Genomic DNA, 23208 nt, shown 5'->3' on the forward strand with positions numbered 1-23208 from the left:
TTTGCCCTCAAACTCTCTCCGCCAGCGAGACGGTGAAAATACCCCACTGGTCGATGCGCTGTTCGATCTTGCGGAAACCGGCTGCGGCGACCAACTGGTCCATTTCATCTTGCGTGCGCCGCCGCATCACCCACGCCTGACCACCACGGTGGGAGGTGAGCGCACGGGCAATCATCTCCAATTGCGGATGCCATGGCTGGTTGGTGTAGACGAGCAGACCACCGGGCTGCATCGCGCGGGCGATCCCATCGAGTGAAGCGGCGATCATCGCATTGTCGGAAAACAGCTCGTAAAGGCCGGAGACGATCGCCAGATCCGGAGCCGGCGTGATGGCTGCCAGCCCCTCACCGTCAAAGGCATCCTGCTGGCGGAAATTGACGAAATCACCCAGTCTGCGCGCGGCAATGCTGGCACGGCCGGCGTCGACGTTGATCGGGGAATAATCCTGCAAGCGCGCACTATCGGGACGCACGGCAGCCGCCTCGATCGCATCAAGGACATAACGGCCGTGCCCGGCCGCTATGTCGAGCATATGGGTGCTGCGGTCGGCTGCTTTCAGGCGCTGCAGCGCGCGGTCGATCAGCTCCTGCAAGTGCAGCTTGCGCTGCCTGATGCCGCGCCAGCCGATCGCCTCGAGGAACACCTTGTCGATCAACCGGCCGCCGGGACCGAGCCCGCGCGGCTTGTTCTCGTAGACGTAATCGAGCGTCGAGCCGGAATCGAAACCGGTCTTGACTCCCGTCTTTATGCCTTCCGACACCAGCGCGCCGAGCCTGATGTTGAGACGGCTGAGCGCCCAATAGATGCCGCGCGGGGACATGGCGTCCAGAGGGCTCGCGAGCCGGTCGGCCTCGTCCTTGGTATAACCCTGGACATGGGCAGTGCGAAGATCGGCAGGCGCCCGGGGCTCGGTGAAATGCGCATCGATGAAACGGCGGACCTCGGCGAGCGCAATCGCGCGGTCCTTCTCACCGAGTGTGTCATGGTAGAAGCCGGCAAGCACATGCCGTTCCTTGATGCGACTGCCGAGATTTTCGTAAAACCGATGCTGCGGCGCGTGCCGCACCACCCAGTCGCTGCCGGAGATCAGCAGCTGGGTCGGCACGGTGATGGCGCGGGCGTCGCCGACGACGCGGGCGGCCGCTTCATAAAGCTGCAACAGAATGTTGGAGGCGATCGGCCGGGTGATCAATGGGTCGGCCTCAAAGGAGGCGATGCGCTCGGGATCATGCGTCAGAAACCTCGCCTTGACATAGGAATTGACGAAGAATGTCCCCTTGAGCTTTTCCCAGAGCGCAATGCCTTCCCTGGCAAAAGGCACGTAGAGCTTGACGCTGAAGGCCGGCGAGGCAAGCACGAGCGCACGGATCGGCGGCGCATAGTCGTGCACCCAGGTGGTGGCGAGAACCGCGCCGACGCTCTGCGCAATGACGGCGATGTCTTCGACTGGAGTACCGCTTGTCTCGCTGACATGGCGGACAAAGCAATCGAGATCATGCGCCGAGGCCGCAAAGGATGGCGAATAGCCGCGCTCTCCAGGCGAACGCCCGTGGCCGCGTGCGTCCCAGGCGTAGAAGGCAAAATCATCGAGGCCGAGTTCGGTGGCGAGATGGGCGACGCGGCCGCTATGTTCGTGGCCGCGATGGAGAAGAATGATTGCGCCCTTCGGCGAAGCACCGATCACAGGCCACGTCCGATAAAACAGTCGAGTGCCGTCATGCGATGCGAATTCGGATTCATGCATGGGTCTGGTCGTCGAGGACGGTTGCTCGCTATCGGCAGTCTGCAGCACAGTCATCTCCAATTCTGATCGGTGGATAGGTTGCATCCATTGGCGGCAACAGTGAGTTGCTTTCATTGCAAAAGTCTAGCTGCAAATGATAAGTCCTTTGGGTGAGCCGATATGAAGTGCGGGCTTTCCCACAGCTACGACAATCCGCACTGCCCGAGCCGGGATAGACTGTTCAAATGCCGTAAAATTCCACTGAGGTCGCATGTCTGTTTATCAATTGAAGTCCCGGTTTCAGAATATTCTTCGCCCTCTGGTGCGCTCGCTTGCGGCACGAGGCGTCACCGCCAATCAGGTGACGTCAGTTGCCGCCGTCGCCTCGGTTGCACTTGGCCTTTTCCTGAGCCTCGCCCCGCTTCCGCATTGGTTCCTGCTGGTGCCTGTATGGTTTCTGCTGCGCATGGGCCTCAACGCCATCGATGGCATGCTCGCGCGCGAGCATGGGCAGAAAAGCATTTTAGGCGCCTATCTGAACGAGATCGGCGATGTCGTGTCGGATGCCGCCCTGTATTTGCCGTTTGCGCTCATCGATCCGAACGGCTTGATGCCGGCGATATCAGTCATATTCCTCTCGGCATTGACGGAGTTTACCGGCGTTCTGGGTCAAACGGTCGGGGCAAGCCGGCGTTACGACGGGCCGATGGGCAAGAGCGACCGCGCGGTGCTTTTTGGCGCGCTCGGCATCTTTGTCGCGGTTGGTGGTACGTTTGCAGCATGGACGTCGTGGCTTTGGGCAGTGGTGGCGCTCCTTCTGATATGGACCATCATTAACCGGATCAGGGCCGGGATTCGCGAGGCGCAGACGGCGGCCCGATAGGAAACGGATCTGGCCTGCCGCCGTTCTTCCATCGGCAATGTGATCCACAACCGACGCTGCCCTCTTTGCTCCTAACGGCACATTAAGCTTAGGTTGTATTTTTAGCGCGACCCCTTGAAAGCACAAAAGCGGTGCTTTATGTTTTATTCCATGGCAAACCCAGGCAGAACATCGCATCCATCATTGCTGCGTTACACGCTGGCGCCGGATGCCAGTGCCCGACAAGCGCTGGATGACACCATTGCCGCCTATACCAGGATGATCGAAATCCTCACCGATCTCGTCCCTGATGCAGCGGGCGCCAACCTCGTCGTGCTGCATGACATTGCCTATGAAACCGTCCGCGAGCAGACGGGTCTGCCGGCAAGGCTGGTAACACTCGGCCTTCGCGATTTTGCCGCCAATCGCGGCGCCACTGCCGATCCGCCGCTTCTGCCGCTCGACGACAAGCTCTTCGCCATCAAGGGCCCCTCGGACCTGACCATCGCCACGGTACACGGCCGCGTTGCCGTGCCCTTCGATGTCGCGGGTTATTCCAAGGGATGGGAGAGTAATTTTCCGGCCTATCTCGTCGCAGGCGCCGACCGCTACGAGATTCACATCGGCGTCACGCCGAATTCCGCTCGGATGGAGGAAAACATGACGAACGAAGGCATTCTCTCACGCATGGGCCGCCTGATCGCCGGCATCGCCAATGCGGCGATCGACAAGGCGGAAGGCGTCAACAAGATCGCCGTCATCGAACAGGCGATCCGCGAAATCGATGCGGCGGCGGACGATGCCCGCACCAATCTCGGCAAGGCGCGCGCCGAGGAATTCCGCATCCAGAGCCGCAGGGACGAAATCGTCGAAGACATGAACGCGCTCGACGCAAAGATCCGTCTTGCCGTCTCCTCCGGGCGGGATGACCTGGCAAAGGCCGGCGTTGCCCGCCAGATCGACCTCGAATCCCAGATCGCAGCGCTTGACAAGGCGTTGGCCGATGCCAGGGAACAGGTTGATGAAGGCCAGAAAGCGCTGCAGGCCGTGCTCGCCACGCGCCGCGAGGCGGATGCGCGTCTTGCCGATTTCAAGCGCAGCATCGCCCAGCATCCCGAACAGGCCGCAACCGGCCATGGCCAGCCCTCGCCCGGCGCAGGTGCTGCGCGGGCGGCCGCAGCGGTCTCGCGGCTGACCGGCGTTCCGTCAGCCGAGCATATCAATAGTTCCGAGTTGGACGAACTCGACCGGTTGCACCGCGAACGGGCGATCGAGGCACGCCTCGCACGTTTCAAGACGGATAACCGGTAACGCCGATGGCACTTTTCTTCGCCCCCGAATGCGCCCCCTTTGCCATCGCCGCCGCCGTGCTTGCGGGCCTGACGGCGATCGAGATGCTCGCAACCGTCATGGGTTTTTCGATAACGGAGCTTCTCGGAAAACCGGATTTCCATGGCCATGACGGCATTGCCGGCTACCTCTCCTGGCTCAATCTCGGCGGCGTGCCCCTGCTCATTCTGCTGATGCTGATGCTCGGCTTCTTCGCCATCGCGGGCTTTGCCATCCAGGCGGTCGCCAACACCTTCTGGGCGCCGCTGCCCTCCGTCATCGCCGTCATTCCCGCCCTGTTGATCACCTTCCCCATGGTCAGGGCATCGAGCAGAACCGTGGCGCGGATCGTGCCGCACGACGAGACCTATGCGGTCGATCTCGACACCTTTGTCGGCCGGACTGCCGAAGTGTCCATCGGCCCGCTCGATCAGGGACTGCCGGGACGCGTCCGCGTCAAGGACCAGCATGGAAACTGGCATGTGCTGAGAGCCAGAGCCGCCAAGGATCAGCCGCCGCTTGGGATCGGCACGCAGGTTCTCCTCGTCGATCGCAACGCAGATGTATTTATCGCCATTCCCGCCCTGGTGGACCCCACCGGATCGGACAATCAATCTTTCACGGAGCAGTCATGATGTATGACATTCTTCTACCGGCCGGCATTGCAATCGTTCTGATCTTCGGTATCGGTTTTGTCCTCGCCTCCCTGTACACACGCTCCAGCCGTGACGAAGCCTATGTGCGCACCGGCCTCGGCGGCCAGAAAGTCGTGCTCGACGGCGGTTCGGTCGTCTTGCCGATCTTCCATTCCACCGCCAGGGTGAACCTGAAGACGCTGCGACTGGAAGTCCGCCGCGGCGAAGGCGACGCGCTGATCACCAAGGACCGCATGCGCGTCGATATCGGCGCCGAGTTCTACGTCCGCGTCAAACCCGATGCCTCCTCGATTGCGCTTGCCGCCCAGACACTCGGCAACCGCACCAACGATGCCGAGGCGCTTCGTATCCTGATCGAAGCAAAATTCGTCGACGGCCTTCGCTCGGTGGCCGCGACGATGAATCTCGACGCGCTGCAGGAACAGCGCATGGACTTCGTCAAGGCCGTGCAGGAAGCCGTCGGCGCCGATCTCCAGTCGAACGGCCTCGAGCTCGAATCCGTGTCGCTGACACGCCTCGATCAGACCGATATCAAGCACTTCAACGCCAACAACTTCTTCGATGCGCAAGGTCTTGCGGCATTGACCCGCATCACCGAGGGCCGCAAGAAGGAGCGAAACGAGATCGTTCGCGATACCGAAGTCGCCATCGCCCAGAAGGATCTCGAGGCCCGCCAGCAGTCGCTGACCATCGAGCGGACCAAGCGCGAAGCCGAGCTCAGCCAGGAACGCGATATCGCCAACAAATCCGCGGCGACGCGCGCCGAAACCGCCCAGCAGGAGCAGGCGGCAAAACGCGCCGAGGAAGAAGCCCGCATCGCCTCCGAACAGGCGATCGCCGAACGCGAGGCATCCGCCAAGCAGGCCCGCGAAAGCGCCAACATCGACGCGGCCCGCGCTGTCCAGCAACGCGAAACAGAAGCCAAGCGCGACCTTCAGATCGTCGCCCAGGAAAGCGCCATCGCCGTCGCCAATAAGAGCCGCGAGGAATCCGAGGCGAAGGCCACCGCCGAAACCGCCCGGGCGCTCGCGATCGCGGCAGAGGAAAAGGTCGGCACGGCCAAGGCGATCGAGATTGCCGAGCGCGAAAAGCAGATCGCCGTGATCGACGCCCGCAAGAAAGCCGAAACCGAAGCGACCGCCGTCACCGTCGGCGCCGAGGCCGAAAAACAGGCGGCGATCGATCAGGCCGAAGCCATCAAGACGCTGGCGACCGCCGAAGCGGATGCGGCGATCATCAAGGCCAAGGGTATTCTCGAAACCGGCAAGGCCGCGGCCGAGAGCGAAGCCTTGCTCAACGACGCGCGTAACAAACTGAGCTCTGCCATCATCGAGTTCGAGATCACCCGCGAACGTATCCGCATCATTCCCGCGGCGCTTGCCGAGGCGGTCAAGCCGATCGAAAAGATCTCTGATATCAGGATTTTCGACACCGGCGGCATGCTCGGCCGCGGAAACGGCGCGAACGGCGACAGCGGCATCGGTCTCGGCGAAGGCTTGGCCGGCCAGCTCCTCTCCTATCAGGCCAACAAGCCGATCCTCGACAAATTGCTGAAAGAGGCCGGCTTCGAAGGCGACAACGCCATCTCGTCCCTCCTTGGAAATCTCGATGGCGCAAAACCCGCAAAGCCGGTTGCGGCTCCGGTGAAGCCGGCAATACCCGCAGCACCTCCGGCAGGACCGGCACCGGCCGCAGCCCCGGCGAAACCGATCGCCCCTTCGGCGCCGACGAAGGATTGATCGAAGGGCTGGCGGGTCTGGGCTATCTCACCCAACCCGCCGCCAGCGCGCTCGCCCAGTCGGCACGGCCTCTTTCGGTGGCGAGTGCCGACATCGCCATATGGTCGTAGGCGACGGTTCGGAACTGCCATATCCATCCGGCCGCCGTCTTTTCCAGAATGGCGTAGCTCGCCAGCGGGTGGCCGGCTTCGACTTTGTGGTAATAAGGCAGCACATCGTCATAGGCGGGGCAGCCGACGCTGCCGGGATTGACGATCAGCCGGCCGTCGGAGAGGCGGACGGCGCGGGGAAGATGGCTGTGGCCGCAGAGGATCAGCGGCAGGTCGATACCCTCAGCCAGCGCCTCGATCGCTTCGATCGGCTTCAGGAAGACGAAGCCTTCAGGCGAGACCGATTCCAGCCAATAGAGATTGTCGTCCTTCGGGGTCGCATGGCAGAGATAGGCCTCGTCGCGATAAACGGCATCGAACGGCAAGCTGCGGATCCAGTCGAGATGGGCCGGCATCAGTTGCCGATAGGCTGAGGCATCCGAGGCATGCATCGCCGCCGGATCCTGCTCGATCAGATAACGGTCATGATTGCCGCAAACCGAGGTCAGGCCGAGCGTCATCAGCAGTTCCGCCGTCCGGCCGGCCTCCAGCGGCCCGCTGAAGAAATCGCCGAGATTGACGATGTCCTCGATGCCCTCAGCGCGAATATCCGCAAGCACGGCTTCAAGCGCCGGATGGTTGCCATGAATGTCGGCGATCGCAGCAAAACGCATTCCTAACTTCCTCGATAGGTGGAATAACCGTAGGGCGAGATCAGCAGCGGCACATGATAATGCGCCGTGACATCGGCGATGCCGAAGCGGATCGGCACGAGATCGAGGAAGGCAGGATGCGGCAGCGGCGTGCCGCTGGCTCTCAGATAATCACCGGCGTGGAAGACCAGTTCATAGGTGCCGGCCCGGAAATTTTCGCCGGCAAGGATCGGGCCGCCATCGACCCGGCCGTCGGCATTGGTCTCGACCGTCTTCAAATGCCTGCGGATCTCGCCGTCGAGCTGGAAGAGATCGATCCTGAGCCGCTCGGCCGGTTTGCCCAAGGCGGTATCGAGAACATGGGTAGTCAGACCGGTCATAGGGCTGGCTCTCTGATGATAAAGGGGGTTTCGAAGAAGAATTCCTCCAGATTGTTGCCTGGCCCGTCGCGGTCGACGACCAGGAAATCGGAGACCTGGCCAAGCGCCATCAGCGGATGATGCCAGACATTGCGGCGGTAATTCACGCCCTGATCCCCGCGTGCCAGAAACACCTGCGGCCTGCCCGGACATCCGCTCGCGTCCTCGGCGACGACGACCAGAAAAGGACGGCCGGAAACCGGCGAAAAACTCTGGCTGCCGAAAGGATGACGCTCCATCATGTCGATGTCATAGGGGAAACTGCGCGGCTGGCCGCGAAACAGACTGATGATCACGCGGGCGCCCTCGCCCGCCGCCTCCGCCGCGGCCAGCGCATGAAACCGCTCCGTCGTGCCGCCATTGATCAGCCGCATCGAGGCCGGATCGGTTTCGATCACCTCACCGAAGGGAGCGAAGGCGGCGCCGGTGAGTGGACGAATGTCGAGAAACTGAGACATTGCTTCATTCGCCTTGGGCATGCCAGTATCGGACGGCATCGATCTCGCGAAGCAGCTCCGGCAGCGTCCGATAGGTCGCCTCCCAGATTTCTGAGGGATCGAGATCGAAGACGTCGTCGAGAATGCGATTGCCCGTGCCGCAGATCTTCGTCCACGGCAGGCCGGGATGCTCGGTGGCAAATTCCGGATGGCTCACCAGCAGACGGGATGCCGCGGCACCGATGGTGAAGTGGCAGAAGGCAACGGCCTTGAAGGTCAGCTGGTCCTCGGCGAAAGCCGCCTCATCCATTCCGCCGATGAAGGACAGCGCTTGGGATGCCGCCTTTTGCATGTCGTTGAGATAGTCGATGGCGCGTCTCTCCTTCATTCAGCCTCCGGCAGCATCGAGGTCAAACGCAACAGCGCGATCTTTTCGACCTGCGCCGTCGCGGTCGAAAATTCTTCGTCCCGCCTGTTGCCGATCCGTGTTTCGAAAGCTTCCAGGATATCCTCCTTGCCGAGTCCTTTGACGGCGATGATGAAGGGAAAGCCATATTTTTCGACATAGGCCGAATTGAGTTCAGTGAAGCGGGCGTGCTCGGCGGGGCTCAGGCGGTCGAGACCGGCGCCGGACTGCTCCTTGCGGCTGTCTTCGGTAAGTTCGCCCGATATGGCAAGGCGCCCGGCAAGGTCGGGGTGGGTGCGGAGCACGCCGAGACGTTCCTCCCGGCTTGCCGCGCGGAAGACCGCGGCAAGCGCCGCATGCACCCCTGATGCCGTCAGCGGCTCGGTCACGCTGCCGGCGTCATAGGCGCGCTCGGCGATGAAAGGCGAATGTTCGAAGACGCCGCCGAAGCGGGAAACGAAATCCTCGCGCGACAGCATCAGATCGCGTCCGGCTGATGGTGCTTGTGCCAGTGCTCGGCAATCTCGATGCGGCGCGGAATCCAGACCTTGTCGTGCTTCAGCACATATTCGATGAAGCGCTTCAGCGCCGCCGCCCGACCCGGGCGCCCGACGAGACGGCAATGCAGGCCGACCGACATCATCTTCGGGCTGCCCGCCTTGCCTTCCTCATAGAGCGTATCGAAGGCATCCTTGAGATAGGTGAAAAACTGGTCGCCGGTGTTGAAACCCTGCGGGGTCGCAAAACGCATATCGTTGGTTTCGAGCGTATAGGGAATGATCAGGAAGGGTTTCCCGTCGACGCCATTGACCCAGAAGGGCAGGTCGTCGGCATAGGAATCGGAGGAATAGAGGAAGCCGCCCTCCTCCTGCACCAGCCGCAGCGTATTGTCTGAGGGCTTGCCCTGGTACATGCCATAGGGCCGCTCGCCGGTGAGTTCGGTGTGCAGGCGCACGGCTTCGAGAATATGCTTGCGCTCCAGATCTTCCGGAAAATCCTTATATTCCAGCCAGCGGTAACCGTGGCTGGCGATTTCCCAGCCGGCCTCCTTCATCGCCGCGACGGCTTCCGGGTTGCGCGCCATCGCCAGCGTCACGCCGTAGACGGTCGCCTGCACCTTGAGATCGGTGAACATCCGCCAGAGCCGCCAGAAACCGGCGCGCGAACCATATTCGTAGATCGATTCCATGTTGAGATTGCGCTGCCCCGGCCAGGCGGCCGCGCCCACGATCTCCGACAGCAGATTTTCCGACGCCGGATCGCCATCGAGGATCGAGCTTTCGCCGCCCTCCTCGTAATTGATGACGAACTGCACGGCGACGCGTGCCTCTTCAGGCCATTTCGGATCGGGCGTCTGACGCCCGTAGCCGACGAGATTGCGCGGATAAGTCTCGGATACCATCAAATCACCTTCTGAAAAGACGGAGAACGGTAGCATCCGCAGCCGGAATGTCGAGACGGAAACTGCGCAGCGGAATTTTATCCTTTCTGCACAAGCATTTAGCTCATCGCCTGTCAGGCGATCTTGCGGGCGCTGACCTTGCCCATCGGATGCAGCGAATGAACCCGGAAAGGCCCGCCGGTACCCTCCTCGATCATCAGCGCCACGTTCGAAACCATGACCGGTTCGCTGAGCACAGCCTCGAAAACCGTCCGCAGCGCCGGCTCGATGCGCGGCATGTCGATCGCGTTGACCGGACCCGTCACCGGCATATGGAAGCGGAACTCCTCCATCACGTAAGGATTGCCCCAGCGATGCAGATTTGAGAACTGCGCCGCCGACAGCCCGTCCGGATCGCTGCGTTCGATATCGGCCTCGCTGAGCGGCGCGCGGAAACGGTCGAATTCCTGCACGATCGCCGAAGCGAGATACTGGATCTGCTCGCAGGGAGCACTCGGCAGCAGGCTGTAGAAATTGCCGAGCCTGGCGACTTCGAGACGCGGAATCTGGAAGGGAAGGACAGTCCCGGAAAAACGCATGAGATCGCGCAGGAGTTGCGCTTCGGACAGGTCCGGACACAAGTGGAACGCCGCCTTCAAGACGCCGTGAAAACCGTAGCGCCGCGGCACGGCCGTATGGAAGGCGATCTCGTGAATGCCGAGGCCGCGCACGGCCGGAGGCTCCAGCATATCGCCGGAAAACACGTTTCGGCCAAGCCAATGGGCGGCCATGAGCGATAGCGGGTCGCTTGCCGGGGGCGTGAAGCAAATGGCATAGCGCATGCGATTTCCTCCATCAGGAAAAGGAGCGCCGGTGATCTCAGGCGCCGTCGATGCGCAAGCAGATAGGTGATTTGCATGACAGAATAACGAAACGAGGCGGCGGCGAATTCACGTTTAACGTGAAGCCGCTGCGATATGGCTTGAAATTGCGAAGCTTTCCGGCAGCAAAAATCCGCAATCTGTATCGCCTGCGATACAGATTGCCGCTTCCGCCAGCCGGTGGGCCAGGCCGAAGCTGACCTTGAATCCGCCGGTCAGCGCGATCAGGCGCGGGTGATCGGGATGGCGGCCGATCATCGGATCACGGTCGATCGCCTTCGGGCGAAGCCCGGCCCAACGTTCGACGACGACGGCATCGCGGAGCGTCGGCACGATCTCCCGCGCCCCGGCAATCAGCGCGTCGAGTTGGGTATCCGTCGAGGTAGGATCGTCGAAACGGTTCTCGCTGGTGCTGCCGATCGCGGCGTAGCCGCCCTCATGCGCGACGACATAGAGCCCGTCGAGAAAGATCGTCGGCAGCGCCGGGTCGATATCGGCTTTCAACAGCGCCGCCTGTCCCTTGACCGGCTGGCCGAGCGGCTGTTTCAACCCCGGCGTCAGGCCCTGCAGCAACGGAAAGGATTGATGGCCGGCGGCCAGGATGCAGTGACGGAAAGCGATGCTTTCGCCGCCTATCTCGGCCACGCCGCGGTCCGGATCGAGGCCGGCAACCGTTGCATGCTCCAGAATGCGCACATGTTTTGACCGCCGCAGCAGGGCGACAAGGGCCGCGATCAGCGAACGGGGCGCCACGCGGGCGGCGAGCGTGTCGTGCACGAAGCCGCTCTCGCCGGCCGAGGCCTCGATCCAGCCGCCGACCGGCGGATTGTCGAGCACATGCCAGTGGAAACGGCGCGCGCCGGTCTGCCAATGCCGCTCGGCATCCTCGCAATGTCGGCGCGCGATTTTTTCGAGATGCGGCTTCGGCAGCGGGATCAACCGTCCCGAACGGCGATATCCGGCCGAAAGCCCGGTCGCCGCTTCGAGCGTGGCGATCTCGTCTTCGAGCGAGACCAGCGCATCGAATTGAAACTGCTTCTTCTCCGACCAGCGATCCGGCATATGCGGCATCAGCGCGCCGAGCAGGCCGCCGCTTGCCCCTCCGCCCAATTGGCCGGCATCGGCGATCAGGGTGGCGATGCCTCGGCGCTCGGCATGGACGGCCGCCCAGAGACCCATGATGCCGCCGCCGACGACCAGCAATTCGCAGGATGATTGACCTGAGACCGGCCGAGGATTATCGGCTTTTTCCATGACAGACGTGAACCCCGATCAGATTGGCGTGGGCGCGCCGCAGCCGCTCGAATGGCGCGACGGCGATATGCCTTATTCCACCGCCTTTGGCGATCATTTTTATTGCCAGACGGATGGACGGCTGGAATGCGGCCATGTCTTCCTCGCCGGCAACGGCCTGCCGGAGCGCTGGGACGGGCGGCAGGAATTTTTGATCGGCGAGCTCGGCTTCGGCACCGGCCTGAACTTCGCCGAGACCTGGCGGCAGTGGAAGCTTCACCGCAAGCGCGGCCAACAGTTACATTTCATCTCCTTCGAACTCCACCCGATGCGCGGCGAGGAGATCGGCCGGGCGCTCTCGCATTGGCCGGAGATCGATGCCGAACGCGAGGCGCTGACGGCGGCCTGGCCGCAAACGCCTGATGGTACCGTCTCGCTCGACCTCGACGACCAGACGAGGCTCAGCGTCGTCTGCGGCGCAGCGCTCGACGGCGTCGCAGCCGCAAAGCCCGGCTTCGACGCCTGGTATCTCGATGGCTTCGCCCCGTCGCGCAACGGCGACATGTGGTCGGAGGAACTGATGCGGCGCGTCCACGAAAAGACCACCCCCGGCGGCACCTTCGCTACCTATGCCGCGGCCGGCTTCGTCCGCCGCAACCTCATCGCCGCAGGTTTTGCCGTCGAACGCCGCCAGGGCTTCGCCGGCAAACGCGAAATGCTCTGCGGCATCAAGGCGCCCGGCAAATAAGCATTCCGGATTCGATCGCCAATATTGCCAACAATTACCGCTTTGCCGATGATCTCCGAAAAGGAATGGATATGGCAAACGACGCGAACTCTGGCCCGCAACTCCAAAACCACATGGACGAACGTGTGAAATCGGAACAGGAAAAACGACTGATGGCACTCGATCTGGCAATCGGCCGGGGGATCGCCGACGCGGAAGCGGGCCGCCTCAAGCCTATCGGCGATGTCCCAGCGCGCCTGACGGCCAGATACGACGACCGTTCGTGATCGTCCTGTCCCACAAAGACCCGCAACTAGGTAGCATTGCTGGTTTCCGCCTATAACTAATCTTATCGCGAAGATTGCATTCGGCGTCGGGACCGTCTATCGACGGGTGGAACTCAAAAGGCCCGACATACCGACATGGAGAATATCGTTCCAAAGACTGTCCGACGACGCTGAAGCTCTCAAGCTTCCGCGAACCTTTAGTCATGCAGTCAAAGGGAATGATCCATGTCCGTGAAATCGGCAGCGCTCGCCGCGCTCGCATCCGCATATAAGCTGAACGGCCTTGAAGCCGCTCCTTCCGTCGTCCGGTCAACGAAGCCGGAATTCGGTGACCTCCAGTGCAACGATATGATGCCGCTCGCCAAGGCAGCCGGGAAGAACGCGCGCGAGTTGGCCGCCTCCGTCGCCTCAGCGGCGCACCATGACGTCTTCGAAGACGTGTCCGTCGCAGGTCCTGGCTTCCTGAATTTCCGGTTGTCGAACGAGACCATTGCCGCAGAGGCGACAGCTATGCTGGGAGATCCCACGCTAAGCGTCGGGAAAGAGTCCCCCGTCCGCACCGTCATCGACTTCGGCGGCCCCAACGTCGCGAAAGCCCTGCACGTCGGCCACCTCCGGTCATTCGTCATCGGCGAGAGTCTCCGGCGCATCTTGGCCGAGATCGGACACGACGTGATCTCGGACATTCACCTCGGCGACTGGGGTCTGCAGATGGGCAAGCTCTTGCATGGCGCTGCTATCGCCTCCGGCTGGCGGCACGGAGATCCCATGTCTTTCATCAAAGACTTCTCTTTCGACGAAATGTCCGTCGAGGAGCTCGGGATACTCTACAAGTCCGGCAATGCGGCGAGCGAGGACGATACCGCGCTTGCGGTTGCCCGGTCACTTACGAACCTGCTCCAGGACGGCCACCCCATCCTCACGGCCGCATGGAAGCGGATGCGGGAGATCTCCCTCGAGGCGGTGTCAGCCACCGCCGGACAGCTGGGGGCGCATTTCGACTTATTTTTCGGCGAAAGCGACGCCCACTCCGAGGTCGGCCCTATGCTCGACGACCTCGTGTCACGCGGGCTTGCCCGGGAGAGCGACGGAGCGCTGGTCATCGACGTCTCCGGCGAGGGACTACCTGACAACGTCCCCCCGCTTTTACTGCGGAAGAGCGATGGTGCCGCGCTATACAGCACCACGGATCTGGCGACGCTGCGGCGGCGGGTGCGGGACATCGGTGCGCAACGGATCATCTACTGCACCGACGACCGCCAAGCGCTCCACATCGGGAGCGTTTTCTCGGCTGCGCGCTCGGCAGGATATGCCCACGGTGTTGAGCTGCGGCATGCAACTTTCGGCACCGTCCGGGGATGGAATGGGAAGCCGTTTAAGACCCGGGACGGCTCCACGGCGTCGCTCAGCGACATGATCGAGCTGGCGCTTGCGAAGGCCGCCGAGAAAGTGAAGGACAAGGATTCGGCGACTGCGGTTGGCCTCGGCGCACTGAAGTTCGCCGACCTCTCCACCCCGAGGAAGACCGGATACGTCTTCGATATCGACAAGATGACCTCTTTCGAGGGACGGACGGGACCGTATCTGCAGTACGCCTACGCGAGAATTTGTTCGATCCTTAACAAGGCAGCCTCGGCAGGCATCGTTCCGGGCGTCACGGTCTCTGTCAGCCATCCGTCAGAACGGGCGGTGCTGGTCGAATGCCTCTGGTATCCGCATTCGCTGTCCGAAGCCGCCCGGCAGCTTGAACCGTTCGAGATCGCTGAACGGGCATATCAAGTGGCGGACACCTTCAATCGCTTCTACGCGGACTGCGCAGTGCTTAATGGAGAAGATCCACCCGGACGTCTCGCGACCTGCAAGCTGGTAGCGCAAGTGATCGGGAAGTGTCTTGAGCTTCTCGGAATGGAAACAGTGCGAAGGATGTGACCCTTTGCTTTTGCACCGATGTTTCTTATCAGGTGGAGGCATCCGAAGCAGCGGTCGAATGGTTTACATTCACGAGAAATCGGATCCCAAAGCCGGTGGCAGCTTCCAATTGCGCAAAGATCAGTAGCTGCTACGCCCCGGCTGCTCCTCGTCCTTGCCGAGCCATTGCCGGATCTTCTCTTCCAGCAGTTCCGGGCTGATCGGCTTCGACATGTAGTCGTCCATGCCGGCGTCGAGGCAGAGTTCGCGGTCGCTTTCGAGTGCGTGGGCCGTGACGCCGATGATCGGCACGCGGTGGCCCTGCCCCTTTTCCCGTTCGCGGATGGTCTGGGTCGCCTGATGGCCGTTCATGACCGGCATCGACACGTCCATCATGATGATGCGCGGCGAATGCCGCTCCCAGGCGGCGACCGCCTCCTCGCCATTGTCGACGACGAGGAAGGAAAGGCCGGTTCCCTGCAGGATCTGCGTGAAGACGATCTGGTTGACCTCGTTGTCCTCGGCGACGAGCACATCGACGAATTCGGCCGCCCGCTGCTGCGGCACAGGCGCAGGCGCCGGAACGGGCGCGGCCGCTGCAGCCTGCAGCCGGGCGATCTCGGCCTCCGAAGCCTGCTTGACGCGGCTGGCGCGCACCACTTCGACGACCGTGTTGCGCAGCACATTGGCGCGCGCCGGCTTCATCAGATGCGCGTGGCCGTTCAGCGCCGCAAATTCCTTTTCCGTGCCCGAAATATCCATCGACGTCAGGAAGATGATCGGCAATTCGGCGAAGCGGCGATCGGCGCGCAGCCGGCGCGCGACATCGGCACCGTTCATGTCGGGCATGTGATAGTCGAGTATGACAGCATCGACGCTGACGCCGAGATCGGCCGCCGCCTCCAGGATCGCAAGCCCGGTGCCGCCGCCCTCGGCAGCGACGCCGTCGAAGCCCCAGAGCTGCAGCTGCTCGGTGAGGATGCGCCGGTTCACCTCATTGTCGTCGACGACGAGGATGCGGGCACCCTGCACGTTGATCGGCAGCGGCTTCGGCTCGAGACGGGCGGCCGCCACGGCAAACGGCAGGTTGACGGTGAAGACCGAGCCCTTGCCCCATTCGCTCTCGACATTGAGATAGCCGCCGAAGAGATCGACGAGGCCGGCGGTGATTGCAAGCCCGAGACCGGTTCCCTCATGCCGCCGGGTCGAGGAGGCGTCGACCTGCGAGAACTTGTCGAAGACCGATTCGAGCTTTTCGGCCGGAATGCCGATCCCGGTATCCTCGATGCGGATGCTCGCCATGATCTCGCCGCCGGCGGCCGCCTGGAAACCGACATCGACGAAGACATGGCCGCGCTCGGTGAACTTGACGGCATTGCCGACGAGATTGGTGACGATCTGGCGGAAACGGCCGGCATCGCCGATCACGGCGGCCGGCAGATCCGGAGCGGCCCGCACCAGCAGCTCGATGTTCTTCTCGGCGGCATGCGAGGAGAGCAGTGTCGCCACATCCTCCACCGCTTCGGTGATGTCGAAGGCGGCTCTACGCAGTTTCATCTGCCCGGCATCGATCTTCGAGAAGTCGAGGATGTCGTTGATGATCGTCAGCAGTGCATTGCCGGATTTGACGATGATGTCGACGAAGGTCTTCTGGCGCGTGTCGAGATTGGTCTTGGCAAGCAGCTCCGCCATCCCGAGCACACCGTTCATCGGCGTGCGGATCTCGTGGCTCATATTGGCGAGGAATTCGGATTTGGCGCGGTCGGCGGCTTCGGCGCGCGATAGGAGCTGGCGCAGTTCCTCTTCACGGCTCTTCAGCTCGGTGACATCGGTGAAGAGCGCCACCCAATGCTGTCCCTCGCTGATGGTCGCATCCATGTTCACCCAGCGCTCGCCGCCGACATGGAAGACGGTGGAAATCGGCTGCCTGGCGGCGATATTGGCGCGCCATTCCTGCAGGATTTCGTCCGCCGCATCGTGGAAATCGCCGCGCGCCGCGCAGAATTCGAACATGCCGAGCCAACCCTGCCCGGCCTCGATGTAGGAAGCCGGAATCTGCAGAATATCGGCCATCGCCTCGTTGGACATCTTGATGATGCCGTCCTGGACGATGGCAAGCCCCTGCGACATTGCATGCGTCGCATCGCGCATCATTTCGCCGACCCGCTCCAGCGCGGCGCGGGTCTCATGAATTTCCTTTTCCCGCTCGCGCACCGCCGAGATGTCGGCATAGGTCAGCAGAATGCGGTCGTTGGAGATGCGGCGGCTGTCGAAGATGACGGATTTGCCGCCCGCCCAGCCGAGCTCGATCGGCTCCGGCTCATCGGTCTCGAACAGGTGCTTGCGGAAGGCGTAGATCTCTTCCGGCGTCTGCGTGCCGTCGTAGCGGCCGAGCTCGTCATTGCGGCGAATGACGTCGATGAAGGGGCGGCCATCGAAGCGGTCGTCGAGCGGCAGCTCCCAGATGCTGTAGAATTCGTCGTTGACGGAGAGAATCCGGTGGTCGTTATCGAGGATCAGCACGCCGATCGGCAGCGAGCGCAGGATGCTCTCGATATCCCGATGCAGCGCTTCTTCCTGCTTCTTCGCCTCGATCAGTGCCTTCTCCCGCTCCTTGAGCGGCGCGATATCGGAAAAGGAGCCGACGACATAGGTGCGCCCATCCGGCGTCACGACGCGGTTGACCCGCGAGATGAGCGGATGAATGCGGCCATCCTTGCCCGGCATCTGGCTTTCGATTTCCTTCGACAGGCCGTCTTCCAGCGCCAGGCGGTTTTCCTGGTAGATCGCCTCTCCCTCCTCCGGCCCGAACATTTCGTGCTCGGTCATCCCCAGCACCTGAGAGCGGTCGTAGCCCCCGAAAGTCTCGTAATATTGATTGGCATAGACGAGGCGGTGTTTGTCGTCGCGCACGAAAACCGCGACCGGCAGGTCCTCCATGATGGTGCGCAACAGATCGCCTTCGTTGACGCTCTCGTGCCAGCGCCTATCGCTGCGAGCATCCGGCTTTGCGCCGGTGCGGTAGGCGGCGTTGACGACCAGCGGGCGACCGTCCTCTGCAAAGATGCCGATCGGCTGGTCGAGTTTTTCCAGCGCCTCGCGCACCTGGGCGAGATCGGAATCGTTTACAGTCCGAGGGCTGCCGCCGGTCTCACTGCCAACGGCGCGGCGATCACGCACTTCGAAGATGCCGAGCACATAGGCCCGCTCCGGCGACGGCGAAAAACTCTCGATCTGGATGCGCTCATGGCCGAGGCCTGCGGCATCGAAGCAGATGGCGTTTTCCTCGGTGCCGAACACCAGCGCCCGGCGCTCCTTGTCTTCGCGCTCCTCTTCCTCGGGACGGTCGAAGAGTTCGCGGCTGCGCCGGCCGATGAAATCGGAAATCTCGTGGCCGAGGAAATCGGCATAGGCTTCGTTGACGGCGACGTAGCGCAGTTCGCTGTTCTTGACATAGGCCGGGGTGTCCAGATCGGCGATCCGGCAGCAAGCCAATTCCAGTATGTCCCCGGCTGATTTCAAGAAATTGTCGCTCCCGCAATGAATGAAATATCAACTACAAAGACTATAACGCCAAGGCTTTTAACAAGGTTTTAACCATAAATTTCAGCAGGGGATTTTTACAAGCCGGCCCACCAACTGAACCTGCCTCACATTGGCGGCCCGGCTTGTACGACAAGGACAGACCGCCGCCGCCCCACGCCGCGATCCATTGAAATCATGACGAAAATTTAATGCTGCAGACGCTTGCACGGCCATCGCGCCGCCGCGATCCGGGCGGAGCCTGAACACGGCTTTATGGAAGCCAGTCTAGATCAAGGAAAATAGCATGTCCGTTCTTCATAAGACCATGGCGACGGGCCTGATTGCGCTGACCCTTACCGGCGCCTCGCTCGCCACCGCCACCACCGCCGATGCCCGTCCACGCGATGCCTTCTGGGGCGGCCTCGCCGCCGGCGTCGTCGGCGGCGCCCTGCTGTCCGAGGCCGCCCGCCCGGCCTATCCCGCCTACCCCGCCTACCCCTATTATCGCCCCTATCCGGTCTACCGGACCTATTACCGGCCATCCTACTGCCACCTCGAATGGCGGCACGACGATTGGGGCAACCCCTACCGCGTCAAAGTCTGCCCCGAATAGTTGAAAGCGCGATCCGGCGCCGCTTGACCTCCCGGCGGCGCCGGTCCAATCCTCCCACTGAGGGAGGATCAGCATGCCGGAACCGCTCAAAAACCTATTGCATCAGGCGCTGGTCGCCGACATGGCCGATCGCATCGCCGCCCATGCGCCCGCCTTCGACAGGGATCGTTTCATGGCGTTGGCAACGCGCAGTCTTGACGCGCTGGAGCTGATGGAACGCTCGGCCCTGATCCGCGACGCGCTGTTTGCCACGCTTCCCGAAGATTTCCCGCAAGCCGCCGCCATCCTAACGGCAAGCCTGCCTGCATCAGGCAGACCGGGGCTGACCGGCTGGATGCTGCTGCCGGTCAACCAGTTCATCGCCGCCCGCGGCCCCGATCATTTCGAGCTCGGCCTTGATCTGCTGAAGGCGCTGACGCCGCATTTCACCGCCGAATACGGCATCCGTCCCTTCATTCACCGCGAGCAGCAGCGGGCGCTTGCCATTATCTCCGGCTGGCTCGGTGATCCCGACCGGCATGTGCGCCGGCTGGCGAGCGAGGGAACGCGGCCGCGCCTGCCCTGGGCCATGCGTCTGCCGCAACTGGTGAAAGACCCGGCGCCGATCCTGCCGATCCTGACCGCTTTGATCGATGATCCGGAGGATTATGTCCGCCGCTCCGTCGCCAACAGCCTGAACGACATCGCCAAGGATCATCCGGATCTGGTCGCCGCCTTCATCGCCGGTCATATCGAGGCGGCTTCTGAAGAACGCCGCCGGCTGCTGAAACATGCCTCGCGCACGCTTCTGAAGAACGGCCACGCGCAGGCGCTCGCCAATTTCGGTTTTGGCACGGCCGCGTCACTTGCATGCGACCTGCGGCTCCGGAATGCGGAGGTAATATTCGGCGAAGGGCTGGATTTCCAGATCCGCGTCACCAATGCCGGCGACATCGCGCAATCGCTGATGGTCGACTACGCCATCCATCACGTGAAAAACGACGGCTCGCTCTCGCCCAAGGTTTTCAAGTTCAAGACGATTGCTCTTGCGCCCGGGCAAAGCCAGTCGATCGAACGGCGCCATTCCATGCGGCCGATCACGACGCGGCGTTACTACCCCGGCGAACACCGCATCGCCATCCTCATCAACGGTGCGGAAATCGCATCGGAAAGCTTCCTTCTCGTCATGCCGTCGCCTGACCCTGGTTGAGGCTTTTTGTGCACTGCACTTGACTTTGTCAGCGAACTGGGCCACATGCAGCCCAGCTTTCATCCTTCCGGCCGCCGCGTGAGCGTGCCCCTGCTAGAAAATACGGACGCAGGAAGAAGGGACAAAAGCGCATTTCGATAGAGGCCGCGCTCCCATCAGCGGCCAGAAGCGCTGGAAAGCTTTTTCCAACTCACAAGTTCCCACTTCACGCGGGGTTCTTGACGCCAGAATGAAACCGGATCGCATGGTGCGTTCCGGCGATAGTCGTTGTGGCGCCCCGAAAGGTTTTGCCTTGACTAATTTTGAATCGCTTGGTGTCTCCAAGCCGATCGTCGCCACCTTGTTCCAGCTCGGCATCGAAACGCCGACGCCGATCCAGGAACAGGCCATCCCTCTCCTCCTCGAAGGCCGCGACCTGATCGGCCTCGCCCAGACCGGCACCGGCAAGACCGCCGCCTTCGGCCTGCCGCTCATTGAAAAGCTGCTCGCCGACGAGCGGCGCCCCGACAACCGCACGACGCGGACGCTGATCCTGGCGCCGACCCGCGAGCTGGTGAACCAGATCGCCGACAACCTGAAGAAGTTCATCCGCAAGTCGCATCTGCGCGTCAACGTCGTCGTCGGCGGCGTCTCGATCAACAAGCAGCAGTTGCAGCTCGAAAAGGGCACCGATGTCCTGGTCGCGACCCCCGGCCGCCTGCTCGACCTCGTCAATCGCCGCGCCATCACCCTGACCACCGTGCGCTATCTCGTGCTCGATGAGGCCGACCAGATGCTCGATCTCGGCTTCGTGCACGATCTGCGCAAGATCGCCAAGCTGGTGCCGAAGAAGCGCCAGACCATGCTGTTTTCGGCTACCATGCCGAAGATGATTGCCGATCTCGCCGGCGAATACCTCGTCGATCCCGTCAAGGTCGAAGTCACGCCGCCAGGCAAGGCTGCCGACAAGGTCGAGCAGTATGTCCATTTCGTCGCCGGCAAGAACGACAAGACGGAACTGCTGCGCAAGTCGCTGACCGAAAACCCCGATGGCCGCGCCATCGTCTTCCTGCGCACCAAGCACGGTGCGGAGAAGCTGATGAAGCATCTCGACAATATCGGCTATTCCGTCGCCTCGATCCACGGCAACAAGAGCCAGGGCCAGCGCGAGCGGGCGTTGAAGGCCTTCCGCGACGGCAGCATCAAGACCCTGATCGCCACCGACGTTGCCGCCCGCGGCATCGACATTCCGGCCGTCAGCCACGTCTACAACTACGACCTGCCTGAAGTGCCCGACGCCTATGTCCATCGCATCGGCCGCACGGCGCGCGCCGGCCGCGACGGCATCGCGATCGCCTTCTGCGCCCCCGACGAAGCCAAGCTGCTGCGTGACATCGAGCGCCTGATGGGTATCGACATCGCAGTCGCAAGCGGCGAAGCGCCGGCCAATATCAGCAGCAGCGGCCCCCGCCGCGGCAACGGCAATGGCAACAACCGCAACCGCGGTGGCGGCCAGGGTCGCGAAGCTCAGGGTCGCGGCGAAGGCCGTGGCGATCAGAACCGCTCGGAGCACCGCGGCAGCCGCCAGGAGCGCCGTCCGCGTCCCGAGCGCACAAGCCGCAACGAGGATTTCCGCGGCCAGCGCCGCGGTGAAGCCACCCCCAATCTCGGCCCCGACAACGATCTGGTCTCGACCTCCGACTTCCGCCCCTCGGCAAAGCCGCAGCGTCCTGCCCATGGCGGCCCCAATGGCCATCATGCCAATGGCGAGCCGAGCGGTCATCACCGCGGCAACGGCCGTCACGCCCACGGCCGCCCGGCCCGCAAGCACGGCGAAGACCGCGGTCCGCAGCAGGCCCAGGGCGGTGAACCCCGCCGCGAGGGCAATGGCGGCAACCGCCGCGGCGGCTCCGGCTCCCGCAATGGCGGCGGCCAGCGCCGCGAACGCGCCTGAGCGTTGATTGAACCAAAGGAAAAAGGCCGGGTCGAACCGGCCTTTTTTCATTGAAGCATGTGGCAGCCGTCGGCCTACGCTCTGGCCTGTACCTGCTGAACGACCTTGCGGCTCGTCAGATAGACACCGACGACCACGATCGCTGTGCCCAGGATCAACGGCACGGTCAGCGGTTCCCCGAAAGCGATGAAGGCTTCGAAAGCGACGGCCGGCGGCATCAGATAGATCAGCGAGGCCGCGCGGGAGACCTGACCGCGGCGTATCAGATAAAGCAGCAGTCCAACGCCGCCCATGGACAGTCCGAAGACCGACCAGACGAGCGCCGCAAAGGCCTGCGTTGTGCCATCGAAATGCTGATGCTCGAAGATCAGCGAAAGCGGCAGGGTGAGAAGCAGCGCCCCGACATATTGCAGCGTCGCGATGGACCTGAGGTCACCGGATTGCAGGTGTTTCTTCTGATAGAGCGTGCCGTAGGTGACGGACCCCATGGCGATGAGGTTGATCGCCAGCGGCAGCGCGGCATGGGTGAGATCTGATGCCGCCGGATCGAGGAGTTTCGGCGAAATGGCGATGGCAATGCCGATGAAGCCGAAGCCAAGACCGAGCTTCTGGGTCGGCTGCAACCGCTCGCCGACGAGAAAGGGAGCCGCCATCGCCGTCAACAGCGGCTGCAGCGCCGCGATAATGCCCGATATGCCGGCCGGCACGCCATTGGCGATCGCCCACCAGAGGCCGGCGAGATAGAAACCATGCAGGAAGAAACCGGAATAGACCGCACGCAGCGCCGTCGCCCGGCTTTTCGGCCATTGCGCCCCGGTCACCAGGCAAAAGCCCAGGAATGCCAGGGCCGATAGCGCATAACGTATCGAAAGAAAGGTGAAAGGCTCGGAATGCAGCGCCGCATACTTCGCCACCACCCAGCCCGTGGACCAGAGCAGGACGAAAACGGCAGGGGCAAAGCGGTCGAGGGACATGAGGCAGCTCGGCAGAAAAGGGTTCGCCGTGCTGATAGCTGCACCGGGCGGTCACAGTCAAAGGCGAAGCGTTGATGATTATTTGAAATTTCGCTGATGGTTGGGTCTGACGGACATGCTGAAGATGATACTTTTGGTGGACGACCCTATCGACAGCTCGACGCCATGCCATGGCCAAGAAGGATCGCCGACGCATCCCCGCCCACCCTCATCCCTGTGCTCGTCATAGGGATCCAGCGCGCCC

Annotated in this window: 21 protein-coding genes; 10 read left to right on the forward strand and 11 right to left on the reverse strand. The window is 62.5% G+C overall.

Annotated elements, in window-relative coordinates:
• Positions 1 to 7 precede the first annotated feature (7 nt).
• The gene (locus BBJ66_RS15380) at positions 8 to 1792 is read right to left on the reverse strand and encodes a bifunctional alpha/beta hydrolase/class I SAM-dependent methyltransferase (RefSeq protein ID WP_071088036.1); all 1785 of its coding nucleotides are present in this window, start codon (positions 1790 to 1792) and stop codon (positions 8 to 10) included.
• 202 nt (positions 1793 to 1994) lie between these two features.
• On the opposite strand from BBJ66_RS15380, the gene BBJ66_RS15385 reads away from it, so the two are divergent.
• The 4 genes from BBJ66_RS15385 (at position 1995) to BBJ66_RS15400 (ending at position 6309) form a co-directional block, all read left to right on the forward strand.
• Positions 1995 to 2606 (forward strand): CDP-alcohol phosphatidyltransferase family protein, encoded by a 612-nt coding sequence (locus tag BBJ66_RS15385; protein WP_071088038.1) that lies wholly within the window; start codon positions 1995 to 1997, stop codon positions 2604 to 2606.
• Between the two features lie 150 nt (positions 2607 to 2756).
• Positions 2757 to 3896, forward strand: a complete 1140-nt coding sequence (locus BBJ66_RS15390) for a PspA/IM30 family protein (protein WP_116429641.1) — start codon at positions 2757 to 2759, stop codon at positions 3894 to 3896.
• 5 nt (positions 3897 to 3901) lie between these two features.
• Complete coding sequence (locus tag BBJ66_RS15395) at positions 3902 to 4549, forward strand: OB-fold-containig protein (protein ID WP_049736090.1); 648 nt, start codon at positions 3902 to 3904, stop codon at positions 4547 to 4549.
• Positions 4546 to 6309, forward strand: coding sequence for a flotillin family protein (locus BBJ66_RS15400; RefSeq protein ID WP_071088041.1), 1764 nt, complete (start codon positions 4546 to 4548; stop codon positions 6307 to 6309). Before BBJ66_RS15395 ends, BBJ66_RS15400 begins: the two co-directional genes overlap by 4 nt.
• A 22-nt stretch (positions 6310 to 6331) precedes the next feature.
• Here BBJ66_RS15400 and BBJ66_RS15405 read toward each other — a convergent pair whose 3' ends face one another.
• The 8 genes from BBJ66_RS15405 to BBJ66_RS15440 all read right to left on the reverse strand — a co-directional run bounded on the left by BBJ66_RS15405 (position 6332) and on the right by BBJ66_RS15440 (position 11829).
• Positions 6332 to 7072 carry a metallophosphoesterase family protein gene (locus BBJ66_RS15405; RefSeq protein ID WP_071088043.1) on the reverse strand — a complete coding sequence of 247 codons (741 nt, stop codon included), beginning with the start codon at positions 7070 to 7072 and terminating at the stop codon, positions 6332 to 6334.
• A 2-nt stretch (positions 7073 to 7074) separates the two neighbouring features.
• Complete coding sequence (gene uraH / locus BBJ66_RS15410; RefSeq protein WP_071088046.1) at positions 7075 to 7431, reverse strand: hydroxyisourate hydrolase; 357 nt, start codon at positions 7429 to 7431, stop codon at positions 7075 to 7077.
• A complete protein-coding gene (locus tag BBJ66_RS15415) occupies positions 7428 to 7928 on the reverse strand; it encodes an ureidoglycolate lyase (RefSeq protein WP_049736086.1) in 501 nt (166 codons plus the stop codon). The genes uraH and BBJ66_RS15415 overlap by 4 nt, the downstream gene beginning before the upstream one ends.
• Before the next feature lie 4 nt (positions 7929 to 7932).
• Entirely contained in the window at positions 7933 to 8295 is a 363-nt protein-coding gene (locus BBJ66_RS15420; RefSeq protein WP_049736085.1) for a HepT-like ribonuclease domain-containing protein, read from the reverse strand.
• Entirely contained in the window at positions 8292 to 8792 is a 501-nt protein-coding gene (gene uraD, locus BBJ66_RS15425) for a 2-oxo-4-hydroxy-4-carboxy-5-ureidoimidazoline decarboxylase (protein ID WP_071088048.1), read from the reverse strand. Before uraD ends, BBJ66_RS15420 begins: the two co-directional genes overlap by 4 nt.
• On the reverse strand, positions 8792 to 9715 hold the full coding sequence (gene puuE / locus BBJ66_RS15430) for an allantoinase PuuE (RefSeq protein WP_071088050.1): 924 nt from the start codon (positions 9713 to 9715) through the stop codon (positions 8792 to 8794). The genes uraD and puuE overlap by 1 nt, the downstream gene beginning before the upstream one ends.
• Positions 9716 to 9828: 113 nt before the next feature.
• Complete coding sequence (locus BBJ66_RS15435) at positions 9829 to 10536, reverse strand: DUF1045 domain-containing protein (protein WP_071088052.1); 708 nt, start codon at positions 10534 to 10536, stop codon at positions 9829 to 9831.
• 114 nt (positions 10537 to 10650) lie between these two features.
• Positions 10651 to 11829: an NAD(P)/FAD-dependent oxidoreductase gene (locus tag BBJ66_RS15440; RefSeq protein WP_071088054.1), complete on the reverse strand. Its 1179-nt coding sequence runs from the start codon at positions 11827 to 11829 to the stop codon at positions 10651 to 10653.
• Between BBJ66_RS15440 and mnmD the strand changes: the two genes are divergently transcribed.
• The 3 genes from mnmD (at position 11828) to argS (ending at position 14751) form a co-directional block, all read left to right on the forward strand.
• Positions 11828 to 12556, forward strand: a complete 729-nt coding sequence (gene mnmD / locus BBJ66_RS15445; protein ID WP_071088056.1) for a tRNA (5-methylaminomethyl-2-thiouridine)(34)-methyltransferase MnmD — start codon at positions 11828 to 11830, stop codon at positions 12554 to 12556. The genes BBJ66_RS15440 and mnmD overlap by 2 nt on opposite strands.
• Positions 12557 to 12627: 71 nt before the next feature.
• Entirely contained in the window at positions 12628 to 12822 is a 195-nt protein-coding gene (locus BBJ66_RS15450; RefSeq protein ID WP_071088058.1) for an addiction module antitoxin, read from the forward strand.
• Positions 12823 to 13047: 225 nt separating this feature from the next.
• On the forward strand, positions 13048 to 14751 hold the full coding sequence (argS, locus tag BBJ66_RS15455) for an arginine--tRNA ligase (protein ID WP_071088060.1): 1704 nt from the start codon (positions 13048 to 13050) through the stop codon (positions 14749 to 14751).
• A 120-nt stretch (positions 14752 to 14871) separates the two neighbouring features.
• Here argS and BBJ66_RS15460 read toward each other — a convergent pair whose 3' ends face one another.
• Complete coding sequence (locus BBJ66_RS15460; protein WP_071088062.1) at positions 14872 to 18252, reverse strand: response regulator; 3381 nt, start codon at positions 18250 to 18252, stop codon at positions 14872 to 14874.
• Positions 18253 to 18559: 307 nt separating this feature from the next.
• On the opposite strand from BBJ66_RS15460, the gene BBJ66_RS15465 reads away from it, so the two are divergent.
• From BBJ66_RS15465 to BBJ66_RS15475, 3 genes are all read left to right on the forward strand, one after another.
• Positions 18560 to 18868, forward strand: a complete 309-nt coding sequence (locus BBJ66_RS15465) for a hypothetical protein (RefSeq protein ID WP_071088064.1) — start codon at positions 18560 to 18562, stop codon at positions 18866 to 18868.
• Positions 18869 to 18941: 73 nt separating this feature from the next.
• On the forward strand, positions 18942 to 20057 hold the full coding sequence (locus BBJ66_RS15470) for a DNA alkylation repair protein (RefSeq protein WP_071088066.1): 1116 nt from the start codon (positions 18942 to 18944) through the stop codon (positions 20055 to 20057).
• 244 nt (positions 20058 to 20301) lie between these two features.
• A complete protein-coding gene (locus tag BBJ66_RS15475; protein ID WP_049736075.1) occupies positions 20302 to 21990 on the forward strand; it encodes a DEAD/DEAH box helicase in 1689 nt (562 codons plus the stop codon).
• A gap of 74 nt (positions 21991 to 22064) precedes the next feature.
• Here BBJ66_RS15475 and BBJ66_RS15480 read toward each other — a convergent pair whose 3' ends face one another.
• On the reverse strand, positions 22065 to 22964 hold the full coding sequence (locus tag BBJ66_RS15480; protein WP_071088068.1) for a DMT family transporter: 900 nt from the start codon (positions 22962 to 22964) through the stop codon (positions 22065 to 22067).
• Between the last annotated feature and the right edge of the window lie 244 nt (positions 22965 to 23208).

Source organism: Rhizobium sp. RSm-3, from assembly GCF_001854685.1.
Lineage (GTDB): Bacteria > Pseudomonadota > Alphaproteobacteria > Rhizobiales > Rhizobiaceae > Rhizobium > Rhizobium ecuadorense.

Bases quoted from the DNA above. Each gene is read 5' to 3' on its own strand.
- BBJ66_RS15465 (WP_071088064.1), top strand. From the start codon at position 18,560: ATGTCCGTTCTTCATAAGACCATGGCGACGGGCCTGATTGCGCTGACC.
- BBJ66_RS15475 (WP_049736075.1), top strand. From the start codon at position 20,302: ATGGTGCGTTCCGGCGATAGTCGTTGTGGCGCCCCGAAAGGTTTTGCC.
- BBJ66_RS15440 (WP_071088054.1), bottom strand. From the start codon at position 11,829: ATGGAAAAAGCCGATAATCCTCGGCCGGTCTCAGGTCAATCATCCTGC.
- uraD (WP_071088048.1), bottom strand. From the start codon at position 8,792: ATGCTGTCGCGCGAGGATTTCGTTTCCCGCTTCGGCGGCGTCTTCGAA.
- BBJ66_RS15480 (WP_071088068.1), bottom strand. From the start codon at position 22,964: ATGTCCCTCGACCGCTTTGCCCCTGCCGTTTTCGTCCTGCTCTGGTCC.
- BBJ66_RS15450 (WP_071088058.1), top strand. From the start codon at position 12,628: ATGGCAAACGACGCGAACTCTGGCCCGCAACTCCAAAACCACATGGAC.
- BBJ66_RS15470 (WP_071088066.1), top strand. From the start codon at position 18,942: ATGCCGGAACCGCTCAAAAACCTATTGCATCAGGCGCTGGTCGCCGAC.
- BBJ66_RS15415 (WP_049736086.1), bottom strand. From the start codon at position 7,928: ATGTCTCAGTTTCTCGACATTCGTCCACTCACCGGCGCCGCCTTCGCT.
- BBJ66_RS15395 (WP_049736090.1), top strand. From the start codon at position 3,902: ATGGCACTTTTCTTCGCCCCCGAATGCGCCCCCTTTGCCATCGCCGCC.
- BBJ66_RS15420 (WP_049736085.1), bottom strand. From the start codon at position 8,295: ATGAAGGAGAGACGCGCCATCGACTATCTCAACGACATGCAAAAGGCG.
- puuE (WP_071088050.1), bottom strand. From the start codon at position 9,715: ATGGTATCCGAGACTTATCCGCGCAATCTCGTCGGCTACGGGCGTCAG.
- argS (WP_071088060.1), top strand. From the start codon at position 13,048: ATGTCCGTGAAATCGGCAGCGCTCGCCGCGCTCGCATCCGCATATAAG.
- mnmD (WP_071088056.1), top strand. From the start codon at position 11,828: ATGACAGACGTGAACCCCGATCAGATTGGCGTGGGCGCGCCGCAGCCG.
- BBJ66_RS15405 (WP_071088043.1), bottom strand. From the start codon at position 7,072: ATGCGTTTTGCTGCGATCGCCGACATTCATGGCAACCATCCGGCGCTT.
- BBJ66_RS15400 (WP_071088041.1), top strand. From the start codon at position 4,546: ATGATGTATGACATTCTTCTACCGGCCGGCATTGCAATCGTTCTGATC.
- BBJ66_RS15435 (WP_071088052.1), bottom strand. From the start codon at position 10,536: ATGCGCTATGCCATTTGCTTCACGCCCCCGGCAAGCGACCCGCTATCG.
- BBJ66_RS15390 (WP_116429641.1), top strand. From the start codon at position 2,757: ATGGCAAACCCAGGCAGAACATCGCATCCATCATTGCTGCGTTACACG.
- BBJ66_RS15385 (WP_071088038.1), top strand. From the start codon at position 1,995: ATGTCTGTTTATCAATTGAAGTCCCGGTTTCAGAATATTCTTCGCCCT.
- uraH (WP_071088046.1), bottom strand. From the start codon at position 7,431: ATGACCGGTCTGACTACCCATGTTCTCGATACCGCCTTGGGCAAACCG.